The following is a 12,734-nucleotide window of genomic DNA, read 5'->3' on the forward strand; positions in this document are numbered from 1 at the left end:
CCGCCGATCGGGATCGCGATGCCATGTGGCGGGTGGCGCACCGCGTCGTTTTTCGTTTGCGCCGCTACTGTGGTGCTGGCAGACAAGCCACATGATCACCCGCAGTCATATCAAAGGCGATGCGCCCTCTACCGCAGTGTATTCAGACTGCGAAAGGTATCGCTACAGCCTCACACGGGTTTGGGATCCGCAGGGGGACAGGGTGCTGTTTGTCATGCTCAATCCTTCCACCGCAACCGAAGTACAAAACGACCCGACGGTAGAACGCTGCGAACGACGGGCGCGACATCTGGGCTTTGGCGGGTTTCGGGTGACCAACATATTTGCTTGGCGCGCCACGGACCCACGGGACATGCGGGCCGCGCAAGATCCGGTCGGGCCGGACAATGATGCCGCCCTTATCGAGGGTGCGGGCTGGGCCGGTCAGATCATCGCGGCATGGGGCACACATGGTGCCCACCTTGGCCGTGGACCCGCAGTGGCCGGCATGCTGGCAGGCTTGAACAAGCCCCTGCTGCATCTGGGTCTGTCAAAAGAGGGGCATCCCAAACATCCCCTTTATCTGCCCTATGCGCAAAAGCCGGTTGAATGGATCTAACCACCCACAATGATGACATGAAATCTTAACCAGTTAATGCCTTTGGTTTTGACCTCAGGCCGAAGATGTGGCCTTTATCTGCCAACGGCAATTGCCGGCTTTTTGGGGAAGGGAGAAGGTACTTCATGCTGTGGCTGGCTGGACTAATGGGACTTATGGCCGTCAGTGCCGCCGTCTATGTCGATGTGGGCGACGAACCGGAGGACGAAGATTCCATCGCTGATCCCCCCTCGGATCTGGATCGGGTGAACCTCATTCTGGGGTCCAGCCTTGCGGAAACCATCAACGGCAGCACCGCAACTGACCGCATTGCCGCCGGTGCGGGCGATGACCTTGTCAATACTGGCGACGGCAATGACGAAGCGATTGGCGACTCCGGGAATGACACGCTGGTCGGGGAAACAGGAAAAGATACCTTGATCGGGTCCGATGGCGACGATCACATTTTTGGCGGGACCGGTGGTGACAATCTGGTCGGGCAGAACGACAATGACATTCTGTCCGGCGAAGATGGTAATGACAGGTTAAACGGGTCAACCGGCGATGACCGCCTGTCCGGTGGCAATGGCGATGATGCACTATCCGGTGGACTGGGAAATGATTCGCTGCGCGGGGACGCTGGCGAAGATACGCTGTTCGGCGGTGCCGGCGATGACAAGCTTAGCGGTATGGCGACGGATCCGGAATCTGATCGCGTGGCCGATAGCGACGGCATGGATTATCTGAATGGCGGCGGAGGTGACGATGTCATCATAGCAGGTCAGGGCGATATTCTGCACGGCGGATCGGGCAATGACCAGTTTGTATTGGGTCAATGGGCCGCAAACGGCCCCAGCGCCGAGATTATCGATTTCGAACCGCATGATGATTCATTGTTGTTTGTCTGGGACGATAGTGACCACGACAGCGTAGCCCCCGAGATTTCGGTTGTGGCCGACCCCGAACATCCCGGGCAATTGCAGGTCTGGATGGGGCCACAAATAATGGCCCAGATCAGCGGGCAGTCACAATTGACCACGGCCGACATCTCGCTCATCCCGCTGAGTTCGGCGCTTTCGTTAAATTTGGTCAACAGCCAAAGTTGAGAAACCCATCAAATAACCTTTGCCATTCAGCCCAGTATTTCCTATACGCCACCGTCGCCTGTTGATTCCATCAACGGGCGTATCTCCACGGGCCTGCGCTGGACGACATCCCGGCCTGCGCCATCTCTTTTACTCTAATACTCTGAAAGGAGACCCCGATGTCGATTACGCCAGAAGAAAAAGCGCGCATCATGAAAGAATTCGCCACCAAAGAAGGCGACACCGGTTCCCCCGAGGTGCAGGTGGCTGTGCTGTCATCGCGGATTGCGACTTTGACAGAGCACTTCAAAACCCACAAAAAAGACAACCACGGCCGCCGTGGCCTGCTCAAGATGGTTGCGACACGTCGTAAGCTGCTGGATTACGCCAAAAGCAAGGACGAAGCCCGCTATCAGGATCTGATCAAGCGTCTGGGCCTGCGCCGCTAAGCGTCTGCCACAACGTTAGACACCAAAAACCGCGCCTGTTTCAGACGCGGTTTTTTGTTGCGTTACTGTGGGGTAACGACGCTGATTTTCGGACTGCGCTGTTCGATTTCCTCTGCCGCGTCCAGCATGATGTCCTCACGATAGCGCCCGCTGATCAGCTGCGCGCCAAGCGGGGTCAGCCCTGCCTCGCTGCGTCCGAAGCCGGTAAAGACCGACATGCCCGGCAAGCCCATCAACGGCAAGCCAACCTGGGTCAGTTGCGCCTCCATGCAGCGCGGGAAATCAGTGAGGTCCAACAGATCGGGAAAGGGCGGCTCCGCGGACACTGGGCAAATCAACACAGGATATTGCGCCAGAAATATTTCCCATTGCCGCAGGAACCCCACCCGCGCCTGCAGCGCATCGAGCACCGCGTTCAAATCCGGCGGCGCGGTGAGCTTGTGCATTTCCGCCAGAACGTACAGCGCATCGGGGTCGGCTTCTCGGGGGAACATTTCCTTTGCCCCACGCTCCATCTCTGCGAGCCATAGTTGCGCCTGCAAACGCGCCGGTTCCCGAAACGGCGGACTGGCCACCTCTTGCACGTCCCAGCCGGCGTCACTGAGCCGTTCGGCCGCCTGCCGCAGCGATTTGTCTACCAAGGGATGGGTGTTCAACCCTTCGGGATTGATGCAAAGCGCAGCGCGGCGAGGGTAGTCAGGGCCCTTCATGGGAGCGGGCATATGCCAGGGGTCCTGCAGGTCTGTTTGGGCCATGACGTCCAATGCCAGCCGCAAATCCGCGACCGAACGCGCATGCGGGCCGGACACCGCCATCAGTTGTGCCCCAATATGACGGTCTGGAGCGGATGCATTGCGCGCAGCAACACGGCCAAGGGTGGGTCGAATTCCCTGCAAACCGCAGGCATATGCAGGATAGCGGATCGACCCGCCAATATCGGTTCCCTGGCCCATTGCCCCGATTCCGGCGGCTGTGGCCGAGGCTGCACCGCCAGAGGATCCACCGGGGGTGATCGCGGGATTATGCGGGTTTTTCGTATGTCCATGCAAGGAATTGCGCGTGAACCATCGCAACGAAAAGGCGGGCGTGTTGGTGCGACCGACAATGACCGCCCCTGCACGGCGCAGGTTGGCGACGACGGGGTTATCGGAGGTTGCAATCAGGTCTTTTTGCATGCGCAACCCGTTGGTCGTGGCGAAACCGGCCTGATCGACGTTTTCCTTGGTTGTCACCGGCACGCCCGCCATCGGGCCAAGGGGATCGCCCGCTGCACGGGCACGATCAACCGCATCTGCCGCGTGCAGTGCCTCGGCATCGTTCCGGCTTACAACCGCGTTGATCGCGGGATTCACCGCATCCATGCGGGTCAGGACGGCTTGTGTCACCTCCCGTGCCGTTATCTTTCCGGCTGCCACATCTGCGGCGACTTGCGTCGCGCTACATTCAAATAATTCCATAAGCCCTCCGTTTCTCTTGAGACTGGCATGAACCCGCGGACTTGCACAGGTTGTTGTTTACTTCTACGGCTGGGAAAACCGGACACTTGGGAGAGTGCAGATGCAGAAGACCGTTGTGAACAGCTGGAATGAATGGGACCCGCTCAAGCATGTGATCGTCGGTCGCGCCGATGACGGCCACATTCCGCCCGCCGAGCCTGCCCTGGACGCCAAAGTGCCGGAAGACAGCGACATGCGTGGGCAATGGGGCAAACGCCCGCAAGATACGATTGATCGTGCGAACGCGTTGTTGGACAACTTTGCGGCGCTGCTGGAAAAACGCGGTGTTCGGGTGGATCGGCCGACCTGCATTGATCATTCACTTCCTGCGACAACACCTGATTTTCACACGGAAAGCCAGTTCGGCTGCATGCCGCCGCGGGATGTCTTGCTTACCGTAGGATCAGAGATGCTGGAGGCAACGATGTCGTACCGTTGCCGCTGGTTTGAATATCTGAATTACCGTCCACTGATGCAAAAGTACTTTGAAGAAGATCCGAACTTCCGCCACGAAAGCGCGCCAAAGCCACGCCTGACGGATGCGGATTATCACCCCGATTACCTCTCCGACAAGATCGGCGATGCCAAGCGCCTGGAGTGGGCAGCCAAGAAATTCTTTGTCACCACCGAAGAAGAGCCGCTGTTTGACGCGGCTGATGTGCTGCGGTTTGGCAAGGATTTGGTGGTGCAGCACGGGTTTACGACGAACCTCAAAGGCATTGAATGGCTGCGCCGTCACTTCCCCGATCACCGTGTGCACACGGTGAATTTTCCGGGTGATCCTTACCCGATCCACATTGACGCAACCTTTACACCGCTACGCCCGGGCCTGATCCTGAACAACCCTCAGCGGAAGTTGCCCGACGACCAGCGCGGCATGTTCGAGGCAAACGGTTGGGAAATCGTCGATGCCGCCCAGCCTGCGCATAATACGCCGCCGCCGTTGTGCTATTCTTCAACCTGGCTGTCGATGAACGTGCTGGTGTTGGATCCGAAAACAGTTTGTGTAGAAAAATCCGAGGTCTATCAGGCCGAGCAGATGGACAAATTGGGAATGGAAGTGGTCGAGGTTGAACTGCGCGACGCCTATGCATTCGGCGGCGGGCTACATTGCTGTACGGCAGACGTCTATCGCGAAGGTCTGTGCGAGGATTACTTTCCGAGCTTGTCTAACTGAATTGGATTGATCTGCCATCCGCGCCGGGATTGCCCTGCGGATGGCAGAAAAGTCATCTAGACCGGCATGTTGTTGAACATGTCGTCAAAGGCATCCTGTTCCAGTTCCGCCTGCATGTTTCTGATCTTGCGCGCGACAGGATGTTGGCGGGCATCAAGCCTGCGGGCAATGCGGTTGAGTTCGGGGGCTATTTGCAGACGCTTCTGCGTCGGTGCCGCCTCAAACACCCGGGCGAGTTCCATAACACGATGTTCCAGATCATGAGTCTTCATCTTGGCAGCCTCCCAGTTGCAATTCTCCTTATATTAGCACAACTTCTCCCGAAGAGGGTTAATGAATGCTTAACGCCTGCGCATCGGCTGATTGTTGCTCTTGGTGCCCGCCGGATCAGAGCAAGGGTGGAAACCAAGGCATCGCCGCCGAGTAACGCCAGCCCCGACGATTGACCCCGTAACGACTAGAGCGACCTCTCAAAGCGTTGGGTCAGCACGATTTTCATCTTCGTCATGCTTAGCAGGATCGCCGCCGGACCCGCCAAGAAATGGTTGAATGAGCAAGCGATCAAGCCAAAGGCTGCGCCGGTTTCTAAACTTATCAATACCAATTGTCATTTCTTCGTGTCCCGCCTCGGGCTGGGCAAGATAAGTGCCCAAAATCCGGTCCCACCATGGCAGGTTGAACCCAAAGTTGCTGTTGGTCTCTGACGGACGGATTGAATGATGCACACGGTGCATGTCCGGCGTAACGATGAAAAGCCTCAAGACCGCATCAAGCTTTAGCGGAAGGCGAATGTTGGAGTGATTGAACAGCGCGCTTGCATTCAAAAGTACTTCAAAAATCAAGACCGCGAGTGCAGGAGGACCAAGAGCCATAACAACGCCGAGTTTGATCAGCATTGAAAGCAGGATTTCCAGCGGATGAAACCTGAGCCCCGTTGTGACGTCAAATTCCAGATCAGCATGGTGCATGCGGTGCAGACGCCAAAGCGCCGGAACTGCATGAAACAGAATGTGTTGAAAGTAGATCGCCAGATCCAGCGCAAGGATCGCAATGAGGACCGCAACCCAGACCGGGATGTCTATCTGGTTCAAGACGCCCCAGCCGTTTTCCTGAGCAACCAATGCCAACCCAACTGCGACGATTGGAAACACAAGTCTGACGAGCAATGTGTCAATCGCGACAAGCGCAAGGTTGTTCGACCAGCGCAACAGTCGGGGAATTTCCACTCGTCTACGCGGAACGGCGAGTTCCCAAACCGCCATGCCTATCAGAACGCCGAGGAAAATTGTGAGGCGGATCGCTGGTTCTTGTTCTAGAATGACCTGCGGCATATCCTGCACCGTTGCGGATTAAGGTTGTCTTTGGCAACAAACATATCGCTGCTTGTTCACACTACCAATCAAAAATGCAAGCTTTGAAAATCCCGGTATAACCAGCCTTGCACCCAACCCTTCCCCTCGCTCGCAATCTCCTGTACAGCCCACCCATCTGAAAGACGGCGCCCGGACCGCAGCGCCGACAAAAGAAGATATCGCGGTCAGAGGCAATTCGGCCTCTATGCAAAGGCCAACAGGCCAACACAGGAAACGTAGATGTTTAATGTAACGAAAAAATCAATGCAGTGGGGCGAAGAGACGCTGACACTCGAAACCGGCAAAGTAGCCCGTCAAGCGGACGGCTCTGTCATTGCGACACTGGGCGAAACCAGCGTCATGGCAAACGTCACTTTTGCACGGGCCCAAAAGCCGGGCCAGGATTTCTTTCCCCTGACCGTGCATTACAATGAGAAATACTATGCCGCGGGCAAAATTCCCGGCGGCTTCTTTAAGCGCGAAGCGCGCCCAACCGAAAAAGAAACGCTGACTTCGCGTCTGATCGACCGCCCGATCCGCCCGCTGTTCGTCCCCGGCTTCAAAAACGAAGTGCTGGTGATGTGTACGGTTCTGTCACACGACCTGGTCAATGACCCCGACATGGTTGCAATGATCGCGGCATCAGCGGCGCTGACCATTTCCGGCGCGCCGTTCATGGGCCCGATTGCGGCATGCCGCGTTGGTTTTGAGGGTGGTGAATACATCCTGAACCCAGAGATCGACGACATGCAGAACCTGCGCATGAACCCTGATCAGCGTTTGGATCTGGTCGTTGCGGGCACCAAAGACGCCGTGATGATGGTTGAATCCGAAGCTTACGAGTTGAGCGAAGAGGAAATGCTGGGCGCGGTCAAGTTTGCCCACGACAGCATTCAGCCGGTGATCGACCTGATCATTGATCTGGCCGAATCCGCCGCGAAAGAGCCGTTTGATTTCCAACCCGTTGATTATTCCGCGCTCTCCGCAGCCGTGAAGAAAGCCGGCGAGAAAGAGATGCGCGCAGCCTTTGCAATTGCAGACAAGCAAGAGCGTACGACTGCCGTGGCCGAAGCACGTGAGTTGATCAAGTCGAAGCTGAGCGACGAAGAACTGGAAGATTCAAACCTCGGTTCCGCGATGAAAGGTCTTGAGGCCTCTATTCTGCGCGGCGATGTTGTGAAGACCGGCAAACGTATCGACGGGCGCAAGACGGATGAGATCCGCGATATCGTCTCTGAAACGGGCGTTCTGCCACGGACCCACGGTTCGGCGCTGTTCACCCGTGGTGAAACGCAGGGTCTGGTTGTCACCACATTGGGCACCGGCGACGACGAACAGTTCATCGACGCACTGCATGGCAACTTCAAATCGAACTTCCTGCTACACTATAACTTCCCCCCCTATTCGGTTGGTGAAGTGGGCCGTGTGGGCCCTCCCGGCCGTCGTGAAATCGGTCACGGCAAGCTGGCATGGCGTGCGCTTCAGGCGGTTCTGCCTGCGCCAACTGATTTCCCATATACCGTGCGCGTTGTATCCGAGATCACTGAATCCAACGGTTCATCGTCGATGGCATCTGTCTGTGGTGGCTCCCTGTCCATGATGGACGCGGGTGTGCCGTTGAAAGCGGCCGTGGCCGGTGTTGCCATGGGTCTGATCATGGAAGAAGACGGGTCATATGCGATCCTGTCCGACATCCTTGGCGACGAAGACCACCTTGGCGACATGGACTTCAAGGTGGCAGGTACCGAAGCCGGCATCACATCGCTGCAAATGGACATCAAGATCGCAGGCATCACACCAGAGATCATGGAAAAGGCATTGGCGCAGGCCAAAGCGGGCCGGATCCATATCCTTGGCGAGATGAACAAGGCTCTGTCCGGTGCTGCTGAATTCTCAGAGCATGCGCCACGCATCGAAACCATGCAGATCCCGACGGATAAAATCCGCGAAGTGATCGGTTCTGGCGGCAAGGTCATCCGCGAGATCGTGGAAGTTTCCGGCGCGAAGGTCGACATCAACGACGAAGGCATCATCAAGATCGCCTCGCCAAACGGCGAAGCCATCAAGAAAGCCTATGACATGATCCACTCGATCGTGGCCGAGCCGGAAGAAGGTATGGTCTACACCGGTACGGTTGTGAAAATCGTCGATTTCGGTGCTTTCGTGAACTTCTTTGGCAAACGTGACGGTCTGGTGCATGTATCCCAGATCGAAAACCGCCGCCTGAACCACCCTTCCGACGTGTTGAAGGAAGGTCAGGAAGTTAAGGTTAAACTCCTGGGCTTTGACGATCGCGGTAAGGTGCGCCTGTCGATGAAGGTTGTCGACCAGGAAACCGGCGAGGAAATCAAGGAAGAAAAAGCAGAAGGCTGATCGCCGACTCTTCTTGAATAAATTTGAAAAGCCTCGGCATTATGTCGGGGCTTTTTGCATTTTTCCGCCCTGCGAATGCCGATGATCTGTCCGGTCACCGGGCGGTGTCTGAAGGGGCAGGCCGTTGTCACCGCAATATAGTGTTATCAATTTTTCCCGGATACGCACAACAGGACCGTCATGAGACTTGCCAAGACCTTTTGCGCTGCTTAGTCAGTCGCTATGCGTTTGATTTATCGCGCCTTGTTCAAACAGCTGTTGCAATCAGCAGCACGGTCGCATCTCGTGGCCGGGCGCCCGGCATTGGCAGGCTATGCCTTTGATCATATCACCCTGAAGATGCATATTGATGGCCGTTTTGCCTACCGCGAACTCGCCGCGCTGGAACAACAGCTTTTCCCGCACCTCGATTCCAACAGCATCTGTCTCGATATTGGTGCAAATATCGGCAATCATGCCATCAATTTTGCTGATTACTTCCAACATGTTCATGCCTTTGAACCCAATCGCAAGGCGCTGGACCTACTGGAAATCAATGCGCGCCTGCGTCCCAATATCACCGTGCATCCTGTGGGTCTGTCGGACCACTGCCACACACTGAAGGCTGTACAACCCGAGGGTAATCTGGGTGGCACAGGCGCAAATGCAACAGGCGCGCCACAGGATCAGAGTGTAGATCTGCCGCTTGTGCCCTTGGACGGGGTTGACCTTGATTTGGGCGGTCGGGACATCTCTTTTGTAAAAATCGACGTCGAAGGTTTTGAAGCAGAGGTCATCAAGGGGGCCGCCAAGACCTTGGCCACCCATAGGCCCGTGATAGGTATGGAAGTAGACCGGCGTTCGGTAAATGGCGGTTCTAGCCCGGCTTTGGCAGCTGCATTCGAGCTGGGCTATTGTCACATGTATGCCATGCAGCGGGGCCGTTCGATGCGGTTTCGCGCGGTGAACAATGCGGTCGCACGCAATTATCCGATGTTGTTGTTGTCGATGGTACCACTTACCCTCGATTGAACAGTGACCGCGCCCAGATCGCAAAACCGGGGCGCGATCCGATCCGGGTCAGCTGGGCGCTTTGGTTGTGCGCAAATAAGGCAATACGGTTGTAAATTCACCGAACTTCGTCGTTGCATCAGCATCGGAGACCGTCGGCGGAATGATCACATCATCACCAACGTTCCAATTTGCCGGCGTTGCCACACCGTTGCCTGTCGACATTTGCAAACCATCCAGCGCCCGCAGGACTTCGGCAAAGTTGCGGCCCACAGTCATCGGATAGGTCATCGACAGTTTCAATTGCTTGTCTGGACCAATGATGAACACGGAACGCACGGTTGCTGAATCAGCCGGGGTGCGTCCGTCGGGGAGATAGGCCTCTGCGGGCAACATGTCGAAGGCCTTGGACACTTCCAGACCGATGTCTGCAATGATCGGGAAACCGGCAGTCGCACCCGCGACCTTCTCGATGTCGCCTTTCCATTTCTTGTGGTCTTCAACCCCGTCAACGCTGACGCCCATTACCTTGGTTCCGCGTTTTTCCCATTCATCGGCCAGTTGCGCGACCGCGCCAAACTCGGTCGTGCAAACAGGTGTGAAATCTTTGGGATGAGAAAACAGGATCGCCCAGTTATCGCCGACAAAATCGTGCAACGAAATGCTGCCCTGGTCGGTTTCGACGGTCAAGTTTGGAATGGTGTCGTTGATGCGCAAGCCCATAATATCCTCCGGGGTGATTGTCAGGTCTGTTCGCCCCTATGTAATCATTAATTGCGCCCGTACCAGCCCCTTGCGGTGCTCCGCCTGCGGTGACACAGTGGCAAAAAGCCGGGGCGGACGCTGTTGTCTCTCCCCAATATATGAGGATACTCTCCATGTTGGAAAAACGTGATTTCTACATCAACGGTGCCTGGGTTGCCCCGGCCAAAGCCAATGATTTTGCTGTTATCGACCCATCAACCGAAGAACAATGCGCCGTTATTTCACTGGGCGATCAGGCAGACACCGATGCCGCGGTCAGCGCCGCCCGCGCCGCATTCGATGGCTGGTCCCAGACCCCGCGCGAAGAGCGGATAGCCCTGATCGAAAAGCTCGCCACCATTTATGACACCCGTCAGGAAGAGATGGCACAGGCCATGTCCCTGGAAATGGGGGCACCCATCGCGCTGAGCCGCACACAGCAGGTCGGCGCGGGCAGCTGGCATATCGGTGGTTTCCTCAAGGCGTTCAAAGACTTCAAGTTCGAAAAGGATTTCACTGCAACAGAGAAGACCCTGCTCGAGCCGATTGGCGTCTGCGCCCTGATCACCCCATGGAACTGGCCAATGAACCAGATCATACTCAAGGCGGTTCCGGCAATTGCGACAGGTTGTACCGTCGTACTGAAACCTTCCGAAATTGCGCCACTTTCCGGTCTGTTGTTCGCTGAATTCATGCATGAGGCTGGTTTCCCTGCCGGTGTTTTCAATCTGCTGAATGGCGATGGCCCCGGTGTTGGTTCGCAACTGTCCGCACATCCCGAAGTAGACATGGTCAGCTTTACCGGCTCCACCCGTGCAGGCATCGCGATTTCAAAAGCCGCGGCCGATACGCTCAAGCGCGTTTCATTGGAATTGGGTGGCAAGGGCGCGAACATCATCTTTGAAGATGCGCATCCCAAAGCCGCAAAGTCCGGTGCGATTCGCTGCTTCCGAAACTCGGGTCAGTCCTGTAACGCACCGACACGGATGCTGGTGCACAAGTCCCGCTATGACGAAGCCGTGCAGATGGCAGCGGATGTCGCGACCAACACCCATGTCGGCCCCGCCTCAGACGAAGGCCAACACATTGGCCCCGTCGTATCCGAAGCGCAGTTCAACAAGATCCAGGGCCTGATCGAGGTTGGCATGTCGCAAGCCCGTCTGGTTGCCGGTGGTCTGGGCCGGCCAGATGGCTTGAACCGGGGATATTATGTGAAACCGACAGTGTTTGCAGATGTGACAAACGATATGACCATCGCCCAGGAAGAAGTCTTTGGCCCCGTCCTGTCGATCATTCCTTTCGAGACCGAAGAAGAAGCCGTGGCCATCGCCAATGACACGCCCTACGGCCTGACCAACTATGTCCAGACAGACAACGACGAATTGCGTCGCCGCGTGGCACGCCGCTTGCGCTCTGGCATGGTTGAGACCAACGGTGTCGGCTTTGCCCAAGGTTCACCATTTGGTGGCTACAAGCAGTCCGGCAATGGCCGGGAGGGTGGCGTTTACGGGCTCGAGGAATTTCTCGAAGTCAAGGCAGTATCCGGCTGGACTGCCGATTAACCTCTCTTCGGAAACGAGGGTAGAAGGGCTGTCTTCGGTCGGCCCTTTCCTATCCCGCCCTCGCGTTTGAAGACAGCACCGGATTGAGTTTATTGGCAAGATGAAGCCTGTCTGTGGTGCTTTATCTTTTCTTTACCACTTGATGCGATGTTTGAGGCGCGCGGATAGCTGGAGAGCGATCCCGCGTGCAAGGTGAAGCCCTGTCCTCGGGTGTAAACGCCCGAGGACAGGGTGACCACTTCAATCTTCATCTTGCCATTAAACTCATTCTTCCCTCTCAAAACGGTGATTTGGCCCGAATTTTAACGGACCGGCCGCCCTGCGGATGTTTGAAACGCAACTCTTCGGAATGTAGCATCAAGCGCGGGAAGTCGGCCGCGGGCCCGCTCGCATAGAAGGGGTCACCCAGGATCGGATGTCCCAGGGCCTGCATATGAACGCGGAGCTGATGTGATCGACCTGTCTTTGGTCTTAGGCGAAGGCGGGATGTCCTGCCGTCTGTCTTGATCATTTTCCATTCGGTCTGCGCTGATTTACCTGTTGTGTGGCACACCATTTGCAACGGGCGGTTTGGCCAGTCAACAATCAGCGGCAGGTCGATTTCGCCAGCGTTTTCTTCAGGTTCTCCCCAGACACGCGCGACATAGGTTTTGCGGGCCATGCGTTTTTCAAACTGCAGGCCAAGGTGGCGTTGTGCATAGGGCGTCATGGCAAAAATCATCACCCCCGATGTATCGCGGTCCAGACGATGGACCAGCAAGGCCTGCGGGAATGCCGCCTGGATCCGCGACATCAGACAGTCGGCAAGGGCGGGACCCTTGCCCGGAACGCTAAGCAAGCCGGCGGGTTTGTCGACCAGCATCACTTCGGCGTCTTCGTGCAGAATCACCAGTGGATCCTGGGGGGGCTTATAGTTTGGGTCCATATGC

12 protein-coding genes are annotated in these 12,734 nt (G+C 56.6%); 7 read left to right on the forward strand and 5 right to left on the reverse strand.

Annotated elements, in window-relative coordinates; all coding sequences use genetic code 11:
• Window positions 1-91: 91 nt before the first annotated feature.
• From OS190_RS00245 to rpsO, 3 genes are all read left to right on the forward strand, one after another.
• A complete protein-coding gene (locus OS190_RS00245) occupies window positions 92-598 on the forward strand; it encodes a DUF1643 domain-containing protein (RefSeq protein ID WP_267156648.1) in 507 nt (168 codons plus the stop codon).
• 125 nt (window positions 599-723) lie between these two features.
• On the forward strand, window positions 724-1,683 hold the full coding sequence (locus OS190_RS00250; protein WP_267156649.1) for a calcium-binding protein: 960 nt from the start codon (window positions 724-726) through the stop codon (window positions 1,681-1,683).
• A 158-nt stretch (window positions 1,684-1,841) separates the two neighbouring features.
• The gene (gene rpsO, locus OS190_RS00255; protein WP_267156650.1) at window positions 1,842-2,111 is read left to right on the forward strand and encodes a 30S ribosomal protein S15; all 270 of its coding nucleotides are present in this window, start codon (window positions 1,842-1,844) and stop codon (window positions 2,109-2,111) included.
• Between the two features lie 62 nt (window positions 2,112-2,173).
• Here the strand turns inward: rpsO and OS190_RS00260 are convergent, their stop codons facing one another.
• Complete coding sequence (locus OS190_RS00260) at window positions 2,174-3,568, reverse strand: amidase family protein (protein ID WP_267156651.1); 1,395 nt, start codon at window positions 3,566-3,568, stop codon at window positions 2,174-2,176.
• A gap of 100 nt (window positions 3,569-3,668) precedes the next feature.
• Here OS190_RS00260 and OS190_RS00265 point away from each other — a divergent pair, with 100 nt between their 5' ends.
• The gene (locus OS190_RS00265) at window positions 3,669-4,784 is read left to right on the forward strand and encodes a serine/threonine protein kinase (protein WP_267156652.1); all 1,116 of its coding nucleotides are present in this window, start codon (window positions 3,669-3,671) and stop codon (window positions 4,782-4,784) included.
• Window positions 4,785-4,840: 56 nt separating this feature from the next.
• Here the strand turns inward: OS190_RS00265 and OS190_RS00270 are convergent, their stop codons facing one another.
• On the reverse strand, window positions 4,841-5,056 hold the full coding sequence (locus OS190_RS00270) for a hypothetical protein (RefSeq protein WP_267156653.1): 216 nt from the start codon (window positions 5,054-5,056) through the stop codon (window positions 4,841-4,843).
• Window positions 5,057-5,254: 198 nt separating this feature from the next.
• Entirely contained in the window at window positions 5,255-6,115 is an 861-nt protein-coding gene (locus tag OS190_RS00275; protein WP_267156654.1) for a sterol desaturase family protein, read from the reverse strand.
• A gap of 261 nt (window positions 6,116-6,376) precedes the next feature.
• Between OS190_RS00275 and pnp the strand changes: the two genes are divergently transcribed.
• Window positions 6,377-8,509, forward strand: coding sequence for a polyribonucleotide nucleotidyltransferase (pnp, locus tag OS190_RS00280; RefSeq protein WP_267156655.1), 2,133 nt, complete (start codon window positions 6,377-6,379; stop codon window positions 8,507-8,509).
• Between the two features lie 222 nt (window positions 8,510-8,731).
• The gene (locus OS190_RS00285) at window positions 8,732-9,520 is read left to right on the forward strand and encodes an FkbM family methyltransferase (RefSeq protein WP_267156656.1); all 789 of its coding nucleotides are present in this window, start codon (window positions 8,732-8,734) and stop codon (window positions 9,518-9,520) included.
• Between the two features lie 48 nt (window positions 9,521-9,568).
• Here OS190_RS00285 and OS190_RS00290 read toward each other — a convergent pair whose 3' ends face one another.
• On the reverse strand, window positions 9,569-10,222 hold the full coding sequence (locus OS190_RS00290) for a peroxiredoxin (protein ID WP_267156657.1): 654 nt from the start codon (window positions 10,220-10,222) through the stop codon (window positions 9,569-9,571).
• Between the two features lie 155 nt (window positions 10,223-10,377).
• Between OS190_RS00290 and OS190_RS00295 the strand changes: the two genes are divergently transcribed.
• Window positions 10,378-11,805 (forward strand): aldehyde dehydrogenase family protein, encoded by a 1,428-nt coding sequence (locus OS190_RS00295; protein WP_267156658.1) that lies wholly within the window; start codon window positions 10,378-10,380, stop codon window positions 11,803-11,805.
• A gap of 277 nt (window positions 11,806-12,082) precedes the next feature.
• Here the strand turns inward: OS190_RS00295 and OS190_RS00300 are convergent, their stop codons facing one another.
• Window positions 12,083-12,730: an RluA family pseudouridine synthase gene (locus OS190_RS00300; RefSeq protein WP_267156659.1), complete on the reverse strand. Its 648-nt coding sequence runs from the start codon at window positions 12,728-12,730 to the stop codon at window positions 12,083-12,085.
• Window positions 12,731-12,734: the final 4 nt, after the last annotated feature.

The organism is Sulfitobacter sp. F26204 (assembly GCF_026410305.1).
GTDB lineage: Bacteria > Pseudomonadota > Alphaproteobacteria > Rhodobacterales > Rhodobacteraceae > Sulfitobacter.

What these genes read in the sequence shown, in the direction of transcription:
- OS190_RS00245 (WP_267156648.1), top strand. Translation starts at nt 92, where the DNA reads ATGATCACCCGCAGTCATATCAAAGGCGATGCGCCCTCTACCGCAGTG.
- OS190_RS00250 (WP_267156649.1), top strand. Translation starts at nt 724, where the DNA reads ATGCTGTGGCTGGCTGGACTAATGGGACTTATGGCCGTCAGTGCCGCC.
- rpsO (WP_267156650.1), top strand. Translation starts at nt 1,842, where the DNA reads ATGTCGATTACGCCAGAAGAAAAAGCGCGCATCATGAAAGAATTCGCC.
- OS190_RS00260 (WP_267156651.1), bottom strand. Translation starts at nt 3,568, where the DNA reads ATGGAATTATTTGAATGTAGCGCGACGCAAGTCGCCGCAGATGTGGCA.
- OS190_RS00265 (WP_267156652.1), top strand. Translation starts at nt 3,669, where the DNA reads ATGCAGAAGACCGTTGTGAACAGCTGGAATGAATGGGACCCGCTCAAG.
- OS190_RS00270 (WP_267156653.1), bottom strand. Translation starts at nt 5,056, where the DNA reads ATGAAGACTCATGATCTGGAACATCGTGTTATGGAACTCGCCCGGGTG.
- OS190_RS00275 (WP_267156654.1), bottom strand. Translation starts at nt 6,115, where the DNA reads ATGCCGCAGGTCATTCTAGAACAAGAACCAGCGATCCGCCTCACAATT.
- pnp (WP_267156655.1), top strand. Translation starts at nt 6,377, where the DNA reads ATGTTTAATGTAACGAAAAAATCAATGCAGTGGGGCGAAGAGACGCTG.
- OS190_RS00285 (WP_267156656.1), top strand. Translation starts at nt 8,732, where the DNA reads ATGCGTTTGATTTATCGCGCCTTGTTCAAACAGCTGTTGCAATCAGCA.
- OS190_RS00290 (WP_267156657.1), bottom strand. Translation starts at nt 10,222, where the DNA reads ATGGGCTTGCGCATCAACGACACCATTCCAAACTTGACCGTCGAAACC.
- OS190_RS00295 (WP_267156658.1), top strand. Translation starts at nt 10,378, where the DNA reads ATGTTGGAAAAACGTGATTTCTACATCAACGGTGCCTGGGTTGCCCCG.
- OS190_RS00300 (WP_267156659.1), bottom strand. Translation starts at nt 12,730, where the DNA reads ATGGACCCAAACTATAAGCCCCCCCAGGATCCACTGGTGATTCTGCAC.